The organism is Halalkalirubrum salinum (genome assembly GCF_005543295.1).
GTDB classification, from domain to species: Archaea; Halobacteriota; Halobacteria; order Halobacteriales; family Haloferacaceae; genus Halalkalirubrum; species Halalkalirubrum salinum.
In genome coordinates this window covers 1-21,961 of record NZ_SRSG01000016.1, presented here as the reverse complement: position 1 = coordinate 21,961, position 21,961 = coordinate 1, and the positions used below count along the sequence as shown (strand labels likewise).

The window sequence follows — 21,961 nt, the reverse complement described above, 5'->3', positions numbered from 1 at the left end:
GTATTTGCCGTTGTGGTTCAGCGAGGTGTAGAACGCATCTGTAGAGGAGATTTGGGTGATATACCACGCTGGCACCGAGGTGCCAGCGCGGAGTGCTTCTTTCGAAGCGACTTCACCGTGGGTTTGGAGAAACGCACGAACAGTACTCTTATGAGATTCAACCGTGTTTCGGCTTGTGTCGGATCTGGTGTTGTGCATAACATTGATCCGACTTCCTATCTAGAAAAACTGACTAATTCTACTGCTAGTGACTGCTGTTCGATAGGTCTGAGTTAATCTCGAAGTCGTGCAACAGGCTATTATAATTTTGTTTGAGATATCCTCAATTAAGGATCAGGTAGTTTCAAGCATAATTATACCTTGCCAATCTTAAACCGATAACATAGGATTAAGCGTGGCATCGTCGGCAGACTTCGAAACGTTGATCGACGGCTTAGACGCTATCAGTTTGGTCGGCTCGATCTCACTCATCGATACCATCAGAGTCTAGTACAAAATACTCGCCCTGTATGGAGCACTATCAGAATCGGTTGAAATCTCGGTGGTATATTAGCAGATTTAAATAAACATCTTTATATGGTGATATTTCTGAGGAATAGGATTTCTACCAAGCAGATTATATGAAAAACTCGCTGTTAGAGCTTATAACAGGTGCTCTCACATCTGGCTGTAGCTTCGAGAACAGAGTGATTTCCGTTATCCACTTTCACTCCGGTTGCTCAACATTTATACAGGTCCGCTAACATTTCTTGGTAATGCCTAGAACAAGTATCCTCCATATCAGTGATTCCCATCTGGGGAAACGACAGTACGGATCGGATATCCGTCGAGAGGACTTTGCGAAAGCATTTGAACAGGCGATTGAGGTTGCCATCGATCGTGATGTGGACGCCGTAATCCATACGGGAGACTTGTTCGACGACCCGGTTCCGTCGCTCCCGACAGTGATGCGTGCTGCTGATGCGCTAAAACCGCTTGAAGAGCATGGGATTCCGTTTTATGGAATTGTGGGGAATCACGAGCGGAAAAACGATGAGCAGTGGCTTGACTTGCTGAGACGGACGAGCGCTGCTTCCCGACTCGGAAAAAAACCGACGATGGTTGGCGATGTTGCGTTGTATGGGATCGACGCTGTGCGGCCGAGCGTGTGGGACAGTATCGAGCTAGAGCTTGAGGAGCCACCTGAACAGGCAGCGTGGACGATTCTGTGTATGCATGAGCTCCTCACGCCGCTCGTCAGCGGAATGGGACGTGTGTACCCGGCTGCTGAGGTCATTGACCGGGCTGGGATTGATCTAGATGGGATCGCACTTGGAGACCTCCATCAGCCGGCGAGTTCCGTAGTGGACGGGACCGACGTTTGGTACGCTAGTGCGACCGAGCGCGGCGGGAAAGATCAAGAGGAAACAGGGGTTGTGCAGATTTTATATATTGATAATAGCGGGATTAAACGTCACCAGATTGAGCTAGAAACACGGCCGTTCGCTGTATTTGAGATTGCGTTCGGGGAAGAAGACGGCGCAAGCCATGCCCGCGACGTATTGGAGAGACACGATCTTGATGGCGCTGTAGCGAAAGTCGAATTGAGCGGTGATCGGGCTGCTGTCACCGCAAATGAGGTAACACAGATGGCACGTGAAGCCGGTGCCGCTGTGGTTAGTGTTGATGATAATCGTGGCCGTGTGGATCTTGACGTAGAGTCGATCGAAGCAATGTCGCTGCAGGGTCTTGATGATGCTATTGAAGAAAAACTCGCAGACGAAAAGTTCTCAGCGGTTGCTCTTGATGTCGATCGAGAGATTCGCCAAGCGGATGAACTCGATACGAATGTGAACCGTGTCGCGGATAGTTTCGGAGAGTTGCTCAGTGATGCACAGCAGCAAGCGTTTGATGACCTTGGGCCGGAGGAGACGCCGGAAGCCGCTACCGAAATGGAGGTCGAAAAATGAAGATCACAGATCTACATCTGCAGAATATTCGGAGTTACGAGGACGAATCGATTGAGTTCCCCGATGAAACAATGCTTGTACATGGGGAGAACGGTGCTGGGAAGACAACACTGCTTATGGGCATTTTTGGCGGGCTTTTTCTTTCAAAGATTCGAAATGTTGGGTCGAATAATTTCAACCTTGACGATATCGTCAGACGGGGTAGAAGGAAGGGCGTGATCACGTTATCATTCGAAGTGGAAGCGACGTCGTACACGGTGACATGGACAATTGATACAGAAGGGCAGAACGAAGCAGAAATTGATTCGCCTGCACTTTCGGAGCCAATCTCGGGGATTCGTGATGTCCGCTCTGAAGTTACTGGTGTCGTAGGGATGGATGAGGATAGTTTCTCTCGGTCGGTCTACGTGCAGCAAGGTGAGGTGGATGAGTTATTTGACGATGATGCTCGGGCAGAACTCATCGATGATCTTCTCGGACTCGATCGGATCGATCGCTACGAACTCCGGGCAAAAGGCGCTCGTCGTGCGATGGGTCGAATTGCGAGTGAGAATGAGCAATCTGCAAAGAACCATCGTGAGACGATTGAGGAACAATTTGACTATGACATCGATGGGTACCAGGCTACAATCGCCGAGAAAGAATCAGAAATCTCAAACAAACAAGCAGAGATTGAGGAAGTAGAGGAGTTCCTAGACGACCTCCGAGATGCGAAACAGGACGTTGAGCAACGACTTGAGAATCATGGCCAATTGCAGACTGATCTTGAAGAAGCCGAAGACAAGCGTGAGAGCCTCATCGAAGAGCGGGCAGCCAACCAACGCGAAATCGAAGAGGCTGAGACGGCGATCGCGGAGGCTGAGGCTGAGATTGAGGCGCATCACGAGGAGATCGATGAGAAACGAGAGGAACTCAACCAGCTCGATGATCCATCGACAACTGATCCAATATCGGTAGATCTGGCGACCGAAGAAGCCGCTGAGGAAACGCTAGCTGCCGCTCAAGAAGCGGTTGAATCGGTACAGATCGAACAAACTGATAGGAAGGGAAAGCTAGATCAAGCAAAGTCGGAGTTGGACCGCCTCATCGAGGAACAGGATGCGTTGGTCGCCGAAGCTGACGAGCTTGAAGCGGATCTCGATCACCTCCTCGCAGAAAAAGAAAGCTTAGCGGATGAGGTTGAGGCTGCGGAGGAAGATGTTGTAACTGCCGTTGAGCATCGAAATTCGGTAACAAACGAGTTCCTCTCCGACGAGTCCGTTTCAGGATCGGTTACTGATGAGGCGAGAGAAACCGTTGACGCACGCATTGAAACGTTGATGACGAAGAAAAATGAACTGTCAGAAGATCGGGCTGCCAAAGAGGCATCTTTAGACGCAGCGGAAAAAACACGTGCAGAGTTGCAGGCAGATGTTTCGGACGCGCGTGACGAAATCGAACAGTTGTCAGATGACATAACAGAGTTAGAGTCGGAACTGGGAGCTGCGCGTGAGGCGGCAGAAGAGGCAGAAAATAAGTTTGAGAGGGAGTTACAGAGCCTCGCTGCCGATATCTCTGAATTTGATTTGGACGTGTCTGGTGACACGCTGCAGATGCTTATCGAAAAGCGGCTGCCTGAAAGAAAAAGTGACCTCCAAGATGCAATTGAGTCGGCGAACACTGCAGTCACACAAAAGGAGGCGCGCAAGACGACGCTTGAGAGTGACCGCGATGAGCTACAGGCACTTGATGGGGTAGCGACTTGTCCAAAATGTGGTCAAGATGTTGACCCGTCACACGTTGAGTCTGAACTCGCAGAGATTGACTCCGAACTTACAGAAGTAGAATCAAAGCTTGATGGGGCAAAACAGGAACGCGATGAACTGATTGAGCGACGAAACGCTCTAGATGAGTGTCGTGAAGATGCGATTGAACTGCGAAGCTTCCGTGATGACACGGTCGATGTGAAAACCGAGCGAGTGGCCACGCTCGAAGATGAACTAGAAGCGTTAGAGGATGACCTCGACGAAGTAAAATCTGAACTAAGTAGCACTGAAAGACAACTAGAATCCGCAGAGTCAGAAGTTGAAGATATTAAAAATACGATTGTAGATCTCAACTCAGAAATCGAGTCGATTGAATCGGAGATACAGAAAGGTAAAGATGTCGTGGAGAATTTTGAGTCCGTCGAAGAACTTCGCCGAGAGCGAAACGAACTTTTGGACGAACTCGATGAGATTGAAACCGAACAGGCTGATCTTGAATCGGACATATCTGACGTGAACGCGGAGATTGACGAGTACGATGATCAGATCAAAGCGCAACGTGAAACGGTTTCTGACGCCGAAGCAGCGCTTGAGAAGGCACAGCAAGCAGTTACTACTGCGACGGAACAGCGTGAGCTCGTTGACGGTGTTGTGGATGCATACGAGGAGATCAGTGAATTAGAGGCAACTATCAAGAGTTACGAGAAGGACATCGGTCACGCACAGGATACAATTGATAACCTGAACTCACAGATCACCAGTGTCGAGGAGGATATTGCTGATTTAGAGAGAGAACTCGGGTCGATCGATGTCGAAGCACAGCGAGACCAGCTAGAAACAGCTACGGAAAAAATTGAACAACGTGAAGACACAATAGAGGAACTGACCGCTGAATTAGACTCACTTAAGCAAGCACGAACAGTGCTTGAGAACGATCTTGAGAATCTAGAGTACTTTCATGATCGCCTTGAGGTGGAAGAAAAGAAGCGCGAATGGGCAGAGAAGCGTTCGGTCGAGTTTGATCGCATGATCGCTGTGTACAGGAGCACTAAAGCGGACCTCCGTGAGCAGTACCTCGCGTACATTAACGAGTACACGAACGACATCTTCGGCGATATATACAAGAACAGTAGCTACCAGCAGGTGCGCATCCTTGAGGAAGGGCCTGATGGAACGCCGTACGCGATTCAGTTGCTTCGTGATGACGGGACGCTTGAACACCCGAGTAATGCCAGCGGTGGCGAACGAGCAATCGTTAACCTCGCACTTCGCGCGGGAATTTACAAGCTTATCGCGGAGATGCGCGAGGGGGACAGCGGTCGTCTTCCACCATTTATTCTTGATGAGCCGACAACATTCCTAGATAAAGGCCATGTTGGACGGCTTGAACAGATGCTCAACAGTATCTCCGAGTGGGATGTTCCGCAAGTGATTGTTGTCTCTCACGACGAGCGCCTTATTCAAGGAGCTGAACACGAAATCGAAATATCGATCGACAAGGATACGAATGCCAGCAGAGTCGATGTGTATCGAGGTGGACGCATGCCAGGTGACGACTAAATGGACGAACGGGCTTTTGACGTAGTTCGCCAACTCGCCGAACGCGTAGATGCTGGTATCCCACGAAAAGTAAATGATCAAGCTCAACATGCCCGCGAACTGTTCGATCTCCTCAGCCATGATGGCGGAACAGTTGAACCACTCGACGAACCGGAGTATTTCAAAACTCGCAAGACAGAACTCGGAACATGGACTGAGGATTTGTGGACTGAACCGACATACGGCGTTGATGCAAGTACGACCCGGCCATTAGAATACAACAACGGGCTTGTCGTAGATACGGCACATGCAAAACTCGGAGTAAGCGGCGCTAACAGTGACCGAAGTGCCGAACGACGAGGAACTGTCGTCACAGGCGTGTATCTTGAGGATGATAACGTAACACTCCATCAGGAGCAAACCGAGATTGGGGATGTCAAAGGAGAGATCATACGTATCCCCGAAATGCGTCAGCGTGCGAACGTCACCTCGATTCTCACGTCAACAGTCCAGCGGCTCGCAGAAGGGAAGCACGCACGACGGTGTCTTGACGAGGTAGATGGCCCGCTATTTCTCGATGGTTCCGTCTACCCTCTTAGCGTTATTTATTGGACGTTACTCGATCGTGCGGGTCGTGGCGCACCTGTTGGAAACTGGGATTTACCCACGAATGTTATCGAGAATTACGTTGCAGTTGTGGATGCGTGTTTTGAACGCGATATTCCCGTATTAGGAATAGTAAAGACCTCTTCTATGGGTGAACTGACAGACTCACTCAGAGCGAAGATCACACAGCACGACCTTCGAGGTCCATACGGGACGCTTCACGATGTTCCGTGGCTCAGGGACCACCAGTTTATTGGAGAAGTGCTCCGCGATGACAGCCTTGACCACCTCACGTACACATCATGGTTCTTCCAAACAAAAGTCGAACTTCGAGGCAAAGCATTCGACCTGCTCACGGCGGTGTCTAATGAGCTCAGCCACGGCCAACCAGCAGCCTACCGACGTGCGTTCGCATATGTTCGCACTCCAAAAACTGGGAATGTGTTCCGAGTCGAGACCCCAGCACTGTTCTTGACCGATAAGGATCGTCGAGAAAAGATCCTTCTAAAAGCTCTCAAAGAGATCGCCCGGCAAGGCGATGTCCCACGAGCTGTGGCACGCGCTGACCGTATCGCACGCATTAGTCCTGACAACCGCGAAACAATCCGCGACGCGCTCCAAACAGTTGAGTCTGCATTCGACTACAACCGCGATGGGCGTTGGAGCCATCTCGAAGATCCACGAAGCTATGAGTGACAACATCGACGACATCATCAACAACGATCCGATTTCAAGCAACTCAGACGAATCTGAACGCACACAAGACGACGAACCAACAACCACGGCACCCCCGGCTGACGGTACTGAGGTGCCAGGACGAACGGTCCCGAGTGACGTATCTCCCCCTGCTGACAATGAACTCGGTCATGTCCTTGCAAGCGAGGAGATTCACGTCAGCAGACGTGATTATCAAGTGAACGCGTTCATTCGAACGGGTGCCAGAGAAGGGATTCGCCTCGGCGATTACGTACAGATTCCCTACCCAGACGAAGGAAGCGAACTGTTCGCAGTAACCGATTCACTGCGCTACGAGCCGTACACTGATCTCGACGACAAATCTGACGCCCACAACCAGATTAGCGCTCATGTTGATCTTGACGAATCAGAGTATGTCCAAGTTGCAGAATTAGAACCTCTATCTATTCTCAAAAATGTTGGATCAGATAATATTGAGAGCGGCATCGTCAATCGAATTCCGAAACCGAATTCACCAGTACAGCTCGCCCGTAACGAAGACTGCCTCCGAACGGGCCTGAACATTCCAGGCGAGGGTATCTTTACTGGGTGGCTCTCTGTGGGGGGTGAACCAATGACGGTTGGTGGAGAGAATTTTCCATACTATCTCAGTAATCCGGGTATACATCGAGAAACAGGAGAGGTTGAGGATGGCGAGCCAGCTGTGTTCAGGCATGCTCTCGTTGCGGGTTCAACTGGGAAAGGAAAGACCCATTTCACAAAGAACGTGTTGAGGCAATTTGTCTCCAAGAAACGGTATCCTATTCATCATCACGATACAGGCGAACAGGAACAACGACGACTTAACCTCGTTATCATCGACCCTGAAAACGAGTATTGGGAGATGCGCGAAGATAACGATGCTGTCGTGAACAACGATGCGTTTCAACAGGAACTCCGCCGACATAACATCAAGCACGGCGGCGTTGATAATCTCAATGTGTTCGTCCCGCAAGTTGCCGGTACGAATGCCCCTTCAACAATGGAAAGTCGTGAATTATCAATTCCCTTCGAAATTGTCCGTGGACGCCCCGAAATGTTGATGCCGTACACTCCCACAGAGGTTACGCGCGGCGCAATAGAAGACTGCATCAACGCATACTTTTCATGCTTCGATTCGCAAAACGGGTACCCAGACCGTTCCGTGGATCGTCCAAAGTATGTTGATTTTCTTGAATTCCTTGATGAATATGATTCCGATGAAAGTAGATTACGCGAAGAGAACAATATTGCTGGTGGAACGTGGAGTGCAGTAAACCGACGAGTCCACCGTGACACATTCCACCAGGTGTTCGATCAGGGGACTGCGTTCCTTCCGGAGGTTTCCAACGAGGTGTTCCGTGAAGGACAAGTAACGGTGATTCCAACAAGCCATCTCAACGGTGGAAAGGAAAGACTCACAGTACTATCAATTCTCTCTTACATAATTGAGAACAAGATCGATGATTACCACGTTGATCCGGCTGTTCGTGACACGCCGATGCTGGTCGCAGTTGACGAAGCACATAATTACTTATCGAGTGCAAGTAGCCTCCGTGAAGAGTATATTCTTCGACGAGCGCGCGTTGCTGTCAAACAGGGCCGGAAATATAAGCTTGGGCTGTGTCTCATCACGCAGAATCCGGATGATATCGATGATGACGTGATCAAGCAAATCAATACAAACATCTTCCTCGGTCTGAAAGCAGAAGTCGTGGATGACGTACCGTCAATCCCTTCTGAGTTCAAAAAGGACCTTCCGAACTTCGCCAAAGGACAGGCAGTTGTGAAGGCACCAGATGTTGAGGCCGTTGAAGTGAAAGGCCTCCCATACTGCGTCACACGACACGGAAATTAACAAATTCATTATACATGTATCGTTTGAAACGCTGCTCAACAAGATGGAACGAAAACGGTATCACTGCGGCGTTGCTGTCACTGTTGTTAAGCTATAATCTGTTGAACTCCTCATATCTACATTAATAGTCATGATGTGAATCAACACAGCGGACTATCAGCATGACTGTTTCGTCCTCTTTTCATACAAAAAATATGATAGAAACCTGCGTAATGCCGGTGAGATCGATAGCGTTTATTTTACACAGGGGGTGAAAATCGCTTTACGCGATTACAGAGCACTGATAGGCTCTAAGATGGTCTTTTCTAATCGGCAAAATCATGCGTAAAGGGCCATACTGCTGTGTCCCACGTGGTAGGATTAGAATCTATGCCTCAGGGTCAATTTGAATAATGTTATTATTTTGATGAATAGAAGTCCTCGAAGAGATTCTGTAGCATGTCTCCACGACCCTCTAATAGTCCTGTGACAGTTTGAATTACATCGTTGGCCTCATTCTGAGGATACACTTCTGACGATTTCCAAACCTTCTCGTTAATTAGCTTTGCACTCCAATTGCTGTAATTCCTGAACTGCCTCCCAGCGAGGGCATAGTCTCCGCTTTTGTAGAGTGCATTGTACATCTTACAAGCGGTTTCTCGACGATCAAAGATCCACAAGTTGGTTCTATTTTCCTTCTGAAATCGTTTCCACTTCTTTACTAACCGATCCATGTTGTTACTGTCAGTTACCACTTCGACGCCAACATCGTTCATGTATTCATTTGTTTTAACGTGGAGGTCATGACACGACTCTCCACGTCGATCGGTCGGATACCATTCGAGACCGTACGGCATTTCCATATCCATATCATATGTCCAGGCCATCGATTGGAGAACCCATCCGGCGACCTCAACTCCCTTCCGGTGGGTGACCCCCTCATTTGGGTCGCCAAAGAGTGGCCCGCGGCCCGATCTGTCGTAAGTATGTATTTTATACACTGATTCCTCGGCCCAGGACGGCTGCAATTCATCGCTCCACGGATGCAAAACATCTCGGATCGCCTGCCGACCCTCTTGCGTGGGTGCCCAGTCAATTTTTCGCCGACAGACATACTCCTCTTGGAGGAGACCGTTATTCAAAAGTCGCATATGTGGGCGTTCGTACTCCTCATAGGGCTCTTCTATACCTAAAAACATATCTTCGAGTGGTAGATCGTGATGAGTGCTGATACGCCGATCCTCGCCATCTATCGACAACGGGTTGTTGTTTAAATAGTATGTAATTATATACAAAATCTGTAGTTCCGGTTTTCCGATTCCCCAAAACTTTGCTTGTGAAGGTAGGTCGAACGACATATTATATTTAAATTCGCTGAGTAATATAAAGGTCAGTAAAATAATGCTCAAAAATTATTGAAATCCCTAGTCGTAGCTGGTTTCTTACACCCAAAGCCGGTGTTCGAGTCTCTCACTACCTAATACGATCGCTCTGTGCGACGCTACTGGTTTATTTGAACCCCTACCTAACGGCTATTTGAATAATCTATTTAGACTAATGGAATTTGAATGAGCCCAACTTTTGATTTCTTATCTGATTCGATCAAGTATGAATGGGTTGAGTCATTTGAGGGCCTCAGCGTATTTAACGTCGGTAAATTCGTATCTGCTCTATCCTTCCACAGCATCGTTCTATAGCGAGAATCAACAAACTACCTTGATTATGATTGTACTGCCAGCCAACGGTACTAGTAGAAATGCTATCTGATTGTGAATTTATTATGCCACCCGTATAGATGTAAATTCATCTGAGAATACAGGTTCTCCTCTCGCTGATATTGTTTTGCAACTCTGCACTATACTTTTGCAGAATCGTGCTCCCTATTATATCTAAGCAGTTCGTCAGCACAAGGGCGATCTCCTTCATGATTCCACGTTGGGTTGAACATTTATCATTAGATGAGGGTGTCATAGAACGATTCTCATGGTTTGGATAGCGGGCCGATCGTCTCATTGAGTGCGTAGAATCTCGGTGAAAACTGGATTACTCCTCAGGTAGACCCTCACATGGCGGGTGTGAACTGTTTTATGACACCCTAATATGTAGCTTATAACAATAACACTGTGTAGAATATAACTGCTTATGAATAGACGAAAGTTGCTCAGAGGAGTTGGAGCAATCAGTCTCGTCTCAGTAAGTGGTTGTTCAGAAAGTGATAATTCGGAGGAAGAAACTCCTATTCCGGAACAACAAAATAATTCCTCTAGCACAGAAAAACAAGGAAATGTAACAAATGAAGATAAAAATTCAACTAAACAAGATAGTACAGAAAAATCTAATAAAACGGGAATAATTTCGGAAGTAGTAGAGACAACTGGATCGCCAGATATATCAAAAGTTATTAAAATAACTAATTATGCGGATAATGATAAAAAATTGATATTTATCCACAACTCTAATACAAATATCCCAGTATGGGATCTAGGATCTGGCCAAACAAAGTTCTACACTCTTGAAACGGAAGATATTACAAATAATATATCTCATATCGTTAATTGGCCAGACGGATTTAATTATACCCCAGATCAAACCGTTCAGGTCAATAACGAATATACTTATGCTGTAAGTAGCGAGTTTCCATCCCCTGACGGAATAAACAAAAACGACATTGCTGAAGCTCAAATAGTTGATTCACAAGGACCGTATGTCGATAACCAGTTTTCGCAAAGTAGATTAAATAATAAATTAGAATATACTGGCAATTCAAGAGGATATCCTCCGCTTCATGGCTCATATTGGGAACGAATACATACGATAAGAGTAGCATCTGTAACAAAAGAGCAGACATACACTGTCCAATTTGAACAGCCCCAACTTGAGCTGCAAGATGCCAGTGTTGAAATGAATCAAGAAGGAGCTAAAATTAATATAAAATATATACTAAATAATGGATTTGTCCATCCCTTAAAATCACTCATTATAAACAAACAAGGAACACCATGGGCAGCCGATTCAAATACAAATTTTTCCAAAGATACGGCCTCTGCAAGGGTAAATAAAAATGGAGAATATATCGCAGAGAACAGTATAGTGGGAGGCGGAGTTATGAGCGAAGGAGAAACAAAACCAGGAGAACATACAGATAGTATGGAATTCTCATCTGATGATCTGAACTATCCATTAAGTGATTCTGCAGCTATTCGCATTATTATATTCGCTGGTCACACACCTCTGGCAGAAGAACGAATAGAACTAGTTTGATTCAGAGGGTGTCATAGAATTCTTCTCAAACCGTGATGATTGTGCTTCCCGGATTGTCTCCGCGTTCGTAGTTGGTGATTGCGACGACGAGGCGAAGGCACAGAGCGAGGAAGACCTGTGCTCGTGCGTGGACGCGGCCTCGGGCGTGCGTTCGCCCGAGGCCGCAGCCCTTCACTGATTCGTTGGTTCGTTCGACTCCAGTACGGCGATTGTACGTCTCATCCAGCGTGGATTGCTTCAGTTGAACGTCTTCGCTGTGTTCGTCGATGCGGTCTTCGACTCTGTACTCAATATCTTTCGGCTCGTCGGTGTTTCGCGCGTTGTACGGAGCGACTGGCACGACCCCTGCGGCCAGCAGGTGATCGTGCCAGTCGAGCGTGTCGTAGGCACTATCACCGGCCATCCAGATCGGCTTGGCGACGGCGAGCGCGTCACGCGTGACGCGCATCGCCGTCTCCTCTGGCGCTTGCTTACTCTCTGTGAACTCCGCCGCAATCGGGATCTTTTGCCCGGTCGAGACGATCGTACAGGCGTAGTAGTACTCGTTGTCGGTTGGATCGTAGCACTTCGATGCGTCTTGATCGGCAGGCATCGCCCTCACGTCGGTTGAATCGATACAGTAGGTCAAGTCGAGCAGGCCGCGGCGGGCGGCCTGCTCGACGAGGTGGTCGAACACTTTGTTAACGACGTGTTCGAGGTCGGTGAGAAAGCGATCGACCGCGTCTCTTGACGGTGGTCGATCGAACCCACAGCTCAGCCAAACACCCGTGTTCCGAAGCTCTCGCTCAACCGGACGAATCCCGTAGATGTCCTTATAGTAGCAGTGGAGGAAGCCACGCATCATCTCTGGTGGCTCGTGCTCTCGTGTTCGCCCCGTCTCCGCCGGGGCGAACACGTCGAACTCTTCGAGAAACTCGAAGGAGAGATGCTCAAACAACGCTAGAGTCTCGGTCTCCGCGACATTGAAGAACGTCTCTACCGAAGGATCATCTTGCAGGGTCGCTGAGGCCATACCATCTCAGCATTCACCCTGCTCTTTGGTGTGCTAATCGTTCTATGACACCCTCTTAGATGTTAAACTCTGGGAGTGCTCCTTGGCCGAGATACGCACCTATCTTATTCATACTAACATCCTCTGATACTGAAACATAGGTAAAATTAAAATGATATATCTGATTTGAATCTACCTCATACGTCAATTTTAGATTTCATCTCTTTAAAATATAATAGCATAAATTCATAGAATACATCTTAAAATGCTCATATTACTATTTTCAAAATTTATAGTAAGTTTTCGCTAACAAATTTGACGACAAGTGAAATATCGGTATATATGATGTGATCACCGACTAATTAGCTCTAATTTGCGAGGTTTTATAAGTAGCAAATTATTAGTATAAATTAAATACAGAAAAAAGACTACAATCACAAATCAGACCGGGGAATAGGCTGACAAACAATACACTGGTCGATAGAGATGTCTCTACTGACCAACGATACAAAATAAAACCGATACGAAATATACACAACTATGACACAACTAACAATCGAAGAAATCTTAGAAAACTTGAACGGCGAGCGTATCCCTGTTGTCCGTTTCCACGAAAGAGGGATGCCATCGCCCTTTGAACTATCTGCTGAATTTGTTCAAGAACGAATTGATGGGCTTTCGTCGTTTGATTGCCTCATCGTCAACAAAGAGGATCTCAAGACGCTTGGAGAACTGACCGATACTCATCTGCCTCTAACTGTTTATTCACGACCTTGTCGAGGGCATCGGATATGGCTAACGAGACTTAATGATTCCGAGGACGAGTACGTGTTTGAAACCGAAATCGCACGTCCGTCTCAGCAACCAGATGAGTTGTGGGTCTTAGATGTTAGTGCGTATGATGAGTTTGAAGCACAGAAGCACAGCTCCGAACTTCTTGGGTGGGGATAAGTAAGATATTATTGTTGCGGTCTAGTGTTTCGCTCTTAGTCATCTCACGACCACACTCGGTCGTCCCTCTTTGCTGTGCTGATTAATTATACGATATATAGGAGAAAACCCACGGCTTTAGCCCTGTCTCTTACCCACAAATCGAGTCGGTTTCGAGATCGAGGAACCTCACTGAAAACTCTCGATTGCGACACGTACAACAGCCTTGTGGACCGATTTGGCGATCTCGTTTATCCGCACGCAGTAACCTCCCACCGCCGAGATCACCGCCTGAATCTCTCTTCGCCTCGATCGGGCGATGGTAAATCGGGTACGACAACATCTGAAACGTCCGTTCGGGACTTCGTGAACTTATGGGTAAGAGACAGGACCTTAGTCGTGGGTAGCTCAATACCAGATTCGATCAGAATACAGATCAAACAGTTTCGCTATACTCGGTAAGAACTAGGTTGACTACTAGCCACTATCTATGTACGATAATCAGAACCTCTTGGTTCTCATTGGGATGACGCTTGACTAGTTTTTTATCAATATTTAACATATTTCTTTTTTGATTGTACTTGTATCCGGGCGACGTATCTGCGATATCTCGCATTAATGGACGGACTGTACTTCTCCGGACTTTCCCTCTAAATAAATCAACTGCTTCATCAATACTGAAGGTAGTCCCAAAACTCTTCGTCTTATTTCTATAGGCAGCGACTTTGATGGCTAATCGTTTGTCTTCTTCATCCATCAGGATTAGCGGCTTATTTGTGGGATCTCGAACGTCTGGGAAATCAAATATTTCACCCTCAATAAATAATTCAGGATTCTGTGGATGCCACGTGTAATCTAATTCTTCTAATACTCTGGGTAGATACTCCTCTCGGGCGTGGTCACCCACACCGATACCCCGTGCAAGCTTGACTGCCTCATCGAAATCATCGAGTTTAAATTCACCTCCTTCAAGTTCCTGAGCGATTGTTTTCGTGCGACGCTCTTTCGCACTTATTGAATCACGCTCATCTGTGTGTGACTTGGCAGCGACTTTTTTGAGCTTCTGTGTTAACCGTTCGATTGCACTACCCTCCGTAGTGTATCCGTACATAATCGCTTCCACGAGTTCGCCGGGAGAGCGAAAATCGTCTTCAGCGACGGTTACCAGCCTGTTACGGATATCTTCAGCAATACGATAAGAAACGACAGTTGTCTTATCACGATTCGTCGAATAAGAATTTTTTTCGTTAGTCGAATTCTCAGAAGAGTCGGCAAGTTCACAAACGACCTTTCGTAACTCCGCAATTTCACCTTGATCGAGGAAGTATCGGAGTTCACGTTCCAATTCGACCCCAGCGTATGGTCGACATTTTCCGAATTTGAATTTCACTTCGCTGTTGAATGCCTGTTTTACATCTTCATCAACGCGGAGATTCAGTCTCATTCGATCGATCTTCTCGCTCATGCCGACCACCATTTATCAGACTGTTGTAGTCGATCGGATACATTCTGACCCGTTGTATGATAATAATGTATGCAATTGCATACAGATAGTAGTAGTGTGAGTAGCCGAACTCCACAGCGTGCAGTTGTTGTGAACTGTAGATCGCAACCTAGAGACCGTGTAACAGAGGAATAGCATTGGATCCGTTCATCATTCCGGAGGGATTTCTGAACGCAACGCAAAAAAGAAATATTATCGATTGATGTGATTTTCTTTCTGTTATGTTTGAGTTTTTCTTGTTCGATGCATCTCTCGTCGTGTTGTTTACTGCATTTCATGGAGGTAAGCCTCCGCCCGCCCTTTTTGGGCGGCTACACACCTGCGGTTAGACTGCAAGATCGAAATCAGCGAAATCACCGTGATCTGATGGACAAGAGTGATTCACTCAAACGGTACTTGAGGCCTTCTCAGACAATTCCGAACCGACGAATCAGGTGAGGTCGCAGCAGTTCTAGTCTTCGATTGCGATCACGGTGTAGATGATATTCATTGCTGCCTTCACCGCATCTCGCTGATGGTGCTCTGATTTGAGGGCTTGATATGATGCTGGTCCGATCACATCACAATCCATGTGGATAACATTTCTGTTGTCACAGATTTCAAACAGGATTTCCGTCTCCCGATTGTGGCCCATCTCAATGACAAGAGTCCATTCGGGGAGATGATCCGCAATCATCTTACCAAGAGTAAATTCACCCCGATGCAGTCTATCATCTTCTGAACGGTAGAACACTTGTGGATGGGATGTCTCTACCCAATCACTTCGAGATTCGTCAGAGAACTTCATGCTGGTCCCTCTCGATCTAGATTCAGCCGCTGCTCGATCATCTGCCTCCGAGTTGCCGTCCGTTCTTTTTCAGATCGCCCGTCGTAATGGAGTTTAATCACTTCTGGGCTGACATCACATCTATCGGATACAAACGTCACTGGCACATTATTCCGAAGAAGGTGAGTGATGACTCCTCGCCGAATCATATGTGGACAGGCGTTATTTGAACATCGCCATGCATCCGCTGTTGTCATCGTGACGTTGTGATCACATTCCTCTCCGATTGCCATGGGACAGCTCCACCGATAGACCGATTTTCGGACTGTGGATGAGCTGATCCGACCCCTACGGGTCGTAATCAATGGCTGTCGATCATAATCGTCTGTGATTTCAACGCGTTGAGCATTAATGTAGGCTTGAATCGCTTCCACTGAACCATCACGGATCAACGCGACTAGTCGCTCACTCTTCCGGTCATTCTTTAGTGATGTGCCTGTCTCCGGTCGATACCGGAATCGCAATACCCGATTGTCCGGATCGAAGTCTTTGATATCGAGAGATCGGAGCGCTCCAATCCTGACACCAGTTTCAGCCAAGATAACCCAAATTACGTGATCACGAGATGCATAGTGATATGTCTCAAGATAACTGAGTATCTCCTTGATGCGATCCATTTCAAGCATTTCGTCTCGGACTTCGTCTGCTTTCTTGACCCGGAACGGAAGGACTCGCTTATGAAGACCAGGCATGACTCCGTCGATCACCTCACAGTATTGGATAAATTTCCGTGTGATATCATACTGCGTCTTGGCACTCTTCGGAGCCAACCGATCGACTGAGTCAGGAGCTTCCTCGACACGCCAATGTAAGTACTCCTGAAGGGTCCGTCCGTCGAGTTCATTGAGGTTATCGAGGCCAACTTGCTCTGCCCATTGAATAAAGTGATTCAAGCTTGATTGATGCGTGTACAGCGATGAATCAGCGAGTTCGTTTCGACGACGGTTAAGATACCATGAGACGGCCTCTTTAGGCGATAACGGACTCAAATCAGCGGAGCTGCTCCGATCAGTATCGTCTGGCCGGTGAGGAAATCCGTCTTCGATATGCCGATCGACGAAGTCATCGTCATCAATACTCATCGGCGCTCACCTCGTTGCTCTTTTGTTCGAAAACTGGGCTGTTCTTTGAGTGAGATCCTTCTCTGACTGTGGTTTCTAATTGAGATCTCTGTTCAAAGATTGTGTTGTTCTTCGAGAGTGATTCTTCTCTGACTATGATTTTCTTATTAGTCATATTTGCTTTGCACTAGCCATTGATTGCAGGCAGCATGCGGACCAGCGGTGAGTCTCGCTGTTCGATCACTGTGAGGCTCAAACGAGTGGATTCTTTTATCGACTTCTGTGAGGCTCAAACGAGTGGATTCTTCTATCGACTTCTGTGAATTTTCATAACTGATGCGATCTCAGAGCCTCTATCTGAGTCGCACGAACTGCGAGGAAATCGCAGAATGTGAGCGCGATCTATGTCGAGATTCATTGTCTTTTGATCCTTCAACGAGTATTAAAATCGACTAGAGAGCATCTCCGACAAGTCAAAACCCAGAGGATGATCCTGTTCCTCTCTATTAATCAATAATACTAGTAGATCTTATCGATGTAAATATGGCAAATGTGCGCTGGCTCGAACGGTATACCATGGTACGAACTAACAATATTTTTTATTGTTAGACCGTATATCAAGCACCCGAATATCATTTCCTGCCATGAATCGTTGTCTCTTATAGCTATCATGCATCCGTTGGCCATCCTCGTTCCATCTGTAGAGGTCAGCAGCAAACTTTCCACCATCTTCTTTCACGATGATGTGCTCTGTCGAAGTAAGATTTTTTAAGGCCTTTCTGACCCCTCTTTTTGATGTATCTGGGAGTTTTCGATCCGATTCTATCTGGTCGTGTATCTGGGAGATGGTTCGAAAAGCAAGTTGAGATTTGTCTTCGTTTTGATGGATGTCAAAGAGCTTCGCAAGAACCGCACTTTGTGTTTCTTTCTTCTGAATAGTGAGTTTGCGATCTACCTCAAACCATTCGGGGAGTGCAGTTGTACTAATATAGACGGTTGACCCACCGTTATGAATGACGCTCTTATCACGCCCAAACCGAAGAGCTGCTTGGACAACCTGATTGTGTGCGAAGTGCCGGTATATTTTGTCCCCAAACTCGCCAAATGATTTCTCTTCGTTAACAGCGTCATCGCCGGTGATTTCAACAGCTTGTCCGCAGAACCCCGCCCAGATTCGAACAAGGTTGTTATCTGGGAACGGCATACCGGCAACTACCCCTACTGATTCAGTTTTGAGATCATTAGAACTCTTCACCAGCGAGTAGTGGAGCGCTTGATGATCTTCTGAAATCCTGTTTTTCTTCTGTTGGTCTGACAGCCCAGCTGCTGGCTTAATATAACGATCTAAGCAACCCCAATTCTTGTACCGTTTGAGAGCTTTCTTCGTCGATATCAACGCAAACTTTTCGCCTTCTATTGCCTGAACAGTAGCAAATCGCTCCCCATCCAATTGGTTAATTCTTCCACCTGCAAAAGGATACATCCCTTCGCCCATTTGTACGACTGACATATTCATAGCGGAACGAAGATACGTCGAAAAATCTTCTCGCCTCAATACCTGGTCGTGTTTGAATCCTGTGTCAGGTGCAAATAGTAATTCCCAGAGTTCTACTGTTGGGGTTCCGTCGAGTCCGATTACCTGAGCAGCAGCCGAAAGGTCTGGGACTTCTAAGACATACATAACGCCAGTATTTCGATCACGAAGACATTTCGTGGATGGCGTAAGCTTAGCTTCTTCCCAAGCTTCGTCTAATTCACCACCCTGTGGTGGGGCAACTTCGACCCCAGGACCAATCCGTTCCATGCAGAGTAAAGAAAACGTTAGAAATGGTGCGTATGTGTGTACCTTATTGTAAGCCTCAGTTGTCGGCTGTAAAAACTCGAAATTCTGTGCCTTGAATCGGCTTGCACCGTGTTCTCTAAACCAGTCAATAGCCGCCATCCACTCGGTTGAATTACTGCGGTTCTGGATGAGATCGGTAACGTCTCGATATGTCCCTGCTGGGAAGGCATCATCGTAATCAGCGACTGCGTTCAGAAACTCCGGAATGATTTTGCCTGGGTCATTAATTACATCTCGTTCTTCGTCTGGGAAGGGCTGAAGGAACGGCTCCGGATTAAATTCGTCAATAATAACGATCCGGTTTTCCACATACTTTTGTCGATTGCAGTGACTATGGTTACCAATAAGCAGATCGATCTCGTCGATCTCGTTTTTAATCTCCCTCATTGCTTGGAGATATTCACACGACAACCCACATGGCGTCTTCTCTGAGAAGTTGTGGTGGATCTCTTTCCCGGAGTATCCCTTCGCATACAATCGCCTCACTTCCACCGCTAGGCCTTTTTTGTCTTCATCTTCATCTTCGTCTTCATCTTCGTCTTCATCTTCGTCTTCGTCTTCGTCTTCATCTTCGTCTTCGTCTTCGTCTTCGTCAAACGTGGGACAATCTCGATGCGGGCTTGGTATACGTTTGTATCGTATCTCGCCGTGCTCTTTGGCCATTTCTTCAGCTTGCTCGTAGAGGTCGATCCGTCTAGCGAGATACGTGACTGGTGTCTCACTGTGAAGCGCCAATTTGATTGCACTCGTTGTTTTTCCACTGTTTGGCGGCGCTTCTATGAGCACTGGTTTGTCGGCATCAACTGCCGACTGAACTAGTTTAGTCGTGTGATCGTGTATTGCGTCGATATTTTTTGCCTTTGTCGAGTCAAGCATGCGTCTTTAGGATAATCTGAAGTTAGAAGAGTTCGTCAAGGGTACGATCACCGTCTGTGCCTTCATTCAGTACACGTGTATCAACAGGTGCAGCGTCAGCATAAAATGTCTGCTCACGCAACTCGCTGAGTGAAGCCGAATCCGCTAAGTCGTCTGGGTGGTCTGGCTCACTATACGAAAGCACGTTATTGATTGATTCGTCAAGGTCCGGTCGAGGGGCGTCTTCATGGCGTTGCACCACTGCTGTTTTGTGCGTTGTGTCGTGGGCAGCACGCATGATTGGCAGTCCTCGAAGGTAGTTGTACTCTTCGAGCAGATCAATACCGAATGCTGTGAACCCCCAGAAATCCGCTGGGATGTCCCTAACGTTGGCGTTCGGCTCGTGGTGGTACTGCCTGAGTATCTCGTGACCGGCTAGATTGTCCAATTGCTCGCTGATCGTTGAACGGCTCTTCGAGATGTAATAGTCAAACTCAGTGACTGAGACAAGATGTGCGGGATGCCCGAGAATCACTTGGAGGATATTGTGCCGCGTCTCCTGTGAGAGATACCGCTGTACGGTTCGCTGGGTTTCGTAAGGTGCTGCATCGTCGATATCGAAGACATGCTCGATCGGTCGCCCCCTGGCAGTCGTCTGATCCGATGGAGCATCCGGATAACTCATCGTGAGAGATACTACAATAACAAGCGCGGTAAATGTTTCGGAGAAACCAAGACGGTTTTTGTTGAAATATTCGACATAGTCGAAATGCTCATTAGCTGACGTTGTATATCTGACTGGTAGAGATGGGGCCCAGCGAAGCGGATCATCGACGGCGGGTACATGTGGCGTTGCAACGAGCATTCTCAGGGATTACGCTTCCGAGCGAGGACTACGCAGCTATTCGGACCTGGGTCAACAAGGAACTGCCACAACTGCAGGCAGCAGGATATACCTCCTATGTCGTATTTGGAAGCTACCGTCGAGACTACCACCGTTCGCTCAGAATCGCGCAGTACGAACTTGCCAAAGCGACAACTGCCATGGCCGTCGTACTTGGTGATACGCCACCGCTGGGTCTCACTATCGGCGAAGGTCGGACTGACCCATTGGAATTTGAACTCAAATTCCATCTGTTGACCGAATTTGCTGATTTGAACGTCGCCATCTACGAGAAAGATTCTGGTGGCGAGGCAGTTGAACTCGGTTTGCTCCGTCAGGACCATTGCTTCGCACAGACGGTCGTCTTGCCCCGTGAGTACTACGGAGTTGGTCGCAGCACCTTCGACACGAAAGACGAAGTGCTGGCAATAGCTCGCCACATCGCGTTTGCTGCCGATCTGAACGATCGCCAAAAGAAGGGAGAATTGCACGGTCTCCTCGCCACAGCTCAAGATGACGACATTCAGATCACCGAACACGAGCTCACAGAATTCCTTGACAAAGAACTCGCCAATAGAGACACAGATGAGCCAGCATACAGCTGGGTTCATCTCGCCTTGTTCCGACGGTTTGAGGAGGCAAACAGATGCCGAACGTGGCACTCCGAGTCAGATCTTCGAGAGGCAGTCACACAAATAACGCTTGATTCGCCGAAACGGTGGCAGTTAGGAATTGATATTGAATAGAGGGTGCCACAGAATCATTGACACACCTCGATTGTCGTTTTGTCGGGGTTAGCTCCTCGTTCGTAGTTGACGATGGCAGTCACGAGTCGTGAACTACCCCGCCCTACTCAACCGTTGGGATGGTTTCCTTGAGGGCGGGGCATTCTTGCACCGCTCTGGTAAAACCATTTTTTTAATCTTCGAGAAATCCGGGAATACCGATCGCAAGTGCCCGCCTGATAGACTAAGAATAAGGCGTCGAGATGATATCCGTAAATAACCGGTAGGATCGTTCCGTTTCATCATTTCGATCAAACGGTTTACTCGGTCGGTATATACTAGTTTGGTAGCCGAACCGGGGAGGCCTTGCTCTGTTGTTGTACGCTTATTGAGCTAAAACGGGCCGCTCGTCCAAAGTATCCATTAATACGACTCATACCTCATCTTACGGTTTCCTTGGATCTGTGACCGATTCTAGCGGCTCTCAGCGGAAGTCATTGGATCACTATTCTCTGTAATTCGGCTATCTGTGTGTTTTACCACTCCTGTTATTTTGGCTCTGTTGAAATCCTCAATCAGTGATATGTTCTTGGAGACGTGCTGACTCGATGGAAATTCTGCTATCCCATCGGAGCGTGAATCAACTATGGGACGCAAGAGACCGAGCTGTATTCCGTGCATCAAAGCACGTG

At 47.6% G+C, this 21,961-nt stretch carries 14 protein-coding genes and 1 pseudogene; 7 read left to right on the top strand and 8 right to left on the bottom strand.

What is annotated here, in order from left to right; translation table 11 throughout:
- Positions 1 to 198: pseudogene (locus E5K03_RS17385) on the bottom strand (transposase); the annotation flags it as partial.
- A 557-nt stretch (positions 199 to 755) separates the two neighbouring features.
- On the opposite strand from E5K03_RS17385, the gene E5K03_RS06870 reads away from it, so the two are divergent.
- Genes E5K03_RS06870 through E5K03_RS06855 form a run of 4 tightly spaced genes read left to right on the top strand, consistent with a single transcriptional unit; the run spans position 756 to position 8,411 of the window.
- Positions 756 to 1,949 (top strand): DNA repair exonuclease, encoded by a 1,194-nt coding sequence (locus tag E5K03_RS06870; protein WP_138005730.1) that lies wholly within the window; start codon positions 756 to 758, stop codon positions 1,947 to 1,949.
- Positions 1,946 to 5,254 carry an AAA family ATPase gene (locus E5K03_RS06865; protein WP_138005726.1) on the top strand — a complete coding sequence of 1,103 codons (3,309 nt, stop codon included), beginning with the start codon at positions 1,946 to 1,948 and terminating at the stop codon, positions 5,252 to 5,254. The genes E5K03_RS06870 and E5K03_RS06865 overlap by 4 nt, the downstream gene beginning before the upstream one ends.
- Positions 5,255 to 6,535 (top strand): DNA double-strand break repair nuclease NurA, encoded by a 1,281-nt coding sequence (locus E5K03_RS06860; protein WP_138005723.1) that lies wholly within the window; start codon positions 5,255 to 5,257, stop codon positions 6,533 to 6,535.
- Entirely contained in the window at positions 6,528 to 8,411 is a 1,884-nt protein-coding gene (locus tag E5K03_RS06855) for an ATP-binding protein (RefSeq protein ID WP_138005722.1), read from the top strand. Before E5K03_RS06860 ends, E5K03_RS06855 begins: the two co-directional genes overlap by 8 nt.
- A gap of 398 nt (positions 8,412 to 8,809) precedes the next feature.
- Here E5K03_RS06855 and E5K03_RS06850 read toward each other — a convergent pair whose 3' ends face one another.
- Positions 8,810 to 9,748 carry a hypothetical protein gene (locus E5K03_RS06850; RefSeq protein WP_138005719.1) on the bottom strand — a complete coding sequence of 313 codons (939 nt, stop codon included), beginning with the start codon at positions 9,746 to 9,748 and terminating at the stop codon, positions 8,810 to 8,812.
- Between the two features lie 784 nt (positions 9,749 to 10,532).
- On the opposite strand from E5K03_RS06850, the gene E5K03_RS06845 reads away from it, so the two are divergent.
- The gene (locus tag E5K03_RS06845) at positions 10,533 to 11,651 is read left to right on the top strand and encodes a hypothetical protein (RefSeq protein WP_138005716.1); all 1,119 of its coding nucleotides are present in this window, start codon (positions 10,533 to 10,535) and stop codon (positions 11,649 to 11,651) included.
- A 25-nt stretch (positions 11,652 to 11,676) separates the two neighbouring features.
- On the opposite strand, the gene E5K03_RS06840 is transcribed toward E5K03_RS06845, so the two are convergent.
- A complete protein-coding gene (locus tag E5K03_RS06840; RefSeq protein WP_138005713.1) occupies positions 11,677 to 12,663 on the bottom strand; it encodes a transposase in 987 nt (328 codons plus the stop codon).
- Positions 12,664 to 13,182: 519 nt separating this feature from the next.
- On the opposite strand from E5K03_RS06840, the gene E5K03_RS06835 reads away from it, so the two are divergent.
- Positions 13,183 to 13,593, top strand: coding sequence for a hypothetical protein (locus E5K03_RS06835; RefSeq protein ID WP_138005711.1), 411 nt, complete (start codon positions 13,183 to 13,185; stop codon positions 13,591 to 13,593).
- Between the two features lie 463 nt (positions 13,594 to 14,056).
- On the opposite strand, the gene E5K03_RS06830 is transcribed toward E5K03_RS06835, so the two are convergent.
- The 5 genes from E5K03_RS06830 to E5K03_RS06810 all read right to left on the bottom strand — a co-directional run bounded on the left by E5K03_RS06830 (position 14,057) and on the right by E5K03_RS06810 (position 20,346).
- The gene (locus E5K03_RS06830; protein ID WP_138005710.1) at positions 14,057 to 15,037 is read right to left on the bottom strand and encodes a hypothetical protein; all 981 of its coding nucleotides are present in this window, start codon (positions 15,035 to 15,037) and stop codon (positions 14,057 to 14,059) included.
- Between the two features lie 490 nt (positions 15,038 to 15,527).
- Entirely contained in the window at positions 15,528 to 15,863 is a 336-nt protein-coding gene (locus E5K03_RS06825; protein ID WP_138005709.1) for a hypothetical protein, read from the bottom strand.
- Complete coding sequence (locus E5K03_RS06820; protein WP_138005707.1) at positions 15,860 to 16,984, bottom strand: tyrosine-type recombinase/integrase; 1,125 nt, start codon at positions 16,982 to 16,984, stop codon at positions 15,860 to 15,862. The genes E5K03_RS06825 and E5K03_RS06820 overlap by 4 nt, the downstream gene beginning before the upstream one ends.
- A gap of 565 nt (positions 16,985 to 17,549) precedes the next feature.
- Positions 17,550 to 19,682 carry a hypothetical protein gene (locus tag E5K03_RS06815; protein ID WP_171006624.1) on the bottom strand — a complete coding sequence of 711 codons (2,133 nt, stop codon included), beginning with the start codon at positions 19,680 to 19,682 and terminating at the stop codon, positions 17,550 to 17,552.
- A gap of 22 nt (positions 19,683 to 19,704) precedes the next feature.
- Positions 19,705 to 20,346: a hypothetical protein gene (locus tag E5K03_RS06810; RefSeq protein ID WP_138005703.1), complete on the bottom strand. Its 642-nt coding sequence runs from the start codon at positions 20,344 to 20,346 to the stop codon at positions 19,705 to 19,707.
- 161 nt (positions 20,347 to 20,507) lie between these two features.
- On the opposite strand from E5K03_RS06810, the gene E5K03_RS06805 reads away from it, so the two are divergent.
- Complete coding sequence (locus E5K03_RS06805; RefSeq protein ID WP_138005700.1) at positions 20,508 to 21,290, top strand: hypothetical protein; 783 nt, start codon at positions 20,508 to 20,510, stop codon at positions 21,288 to 21,290.
- Positions 21,291 to 21,961 lie beyond the last annotated feature (671 nt).

Bases quoted from the DNA above. Each gene is read 5' to 3' on its own strand.
- E5K03_RS06835 (WP_138005711.1), top strand. From the start codon at position 13,183: ATGACACAACTAACAATCGAAGAAATCTTAGAAAACTTGAACGGCGAG.
- E5K03_RS06860 (WP_138005723.1), top strand. From the start codon at position 5,255: ATGGACGAACGGGCTTTTGACGTAGTTCGCCAACTCGCCGAACGCGTA.
- E5K03_RS06850 (WP_138005719.1), bottom strand. From the start codon at position 9,748: ATGTCGTTCGACCTACCTTCACAAGCAAAGTTTTGGGGAATCGGAAAA.
- E5K03_RS06810 (WP_138005703.1), bottom strand. From the start codon at position 20,346: ATGAGTTATCCGGATGCTCCATCGGATCAGACGACTGCCAGGGGGCGA.
- E5K03_RS06820 (WP_138005707.1), bottom strand. From the start codon at position 16,984: ATGAGTATTGATGACGATGACTTCGTCGATCGGCATATCGAAGACGGA.
- E5K03_RS06845 (WP_138005716.1), top strand. From the start codon at position 10,533: ATGAATAGACGAAAGTTGCTCAGAGGAGTTGGAGCAATCAGTCTCGTC.
- E5K03_RS06865 (WP_138005726.1), top strand. From the start codon at position 1,946: ATGAAGATCACAGATCTACATCTGCAGAATATTCGGAGTTACGAGGAC.
- E5K03_RS06830 (WP_138005710.1), bottom strand. From the start codon at position 15,037: ATGAGCGAGAAGATCGATCGAATGAGACTGAATCTCCGCGTTGATGAA.
- E5K03_RS06840 (WP_138005713.1), bottom strand. From the start codon at position 12,663: ATGGCCTCAGCGACCCTGCAAGATGATCCTTCGGTAGAGACGTTCTTC.
- E5K03_RS06815 (WP_171006624.1), bottom strand. From the start codon at position 19,682: ATGCTTGACTCGACAAAGGCAAAAAATATCGACGCAATACACGATCAC.
- E5K03_RS06870 (WP_138005730.1), top strand. From the start codon at position 756: ATGCCTAGAACAAGTATCCTCCATATCAGTGATTCCCATCTGGGGAAA.
- E5K03_RS06855 (WP_138005722.1), top strand. From the start codon at position 6,528: ATGAGTGACAACATCGACGACATCATCAACAACGATCCGATTTCAAGC.
- E5K03_RS06825 (WP_138005709.1), bottom strand. From the start codon at position 15,863: ATGAAGTTCTCTGACGAATCTCGAAGTGATTGGGTAGAGACATCCCAT.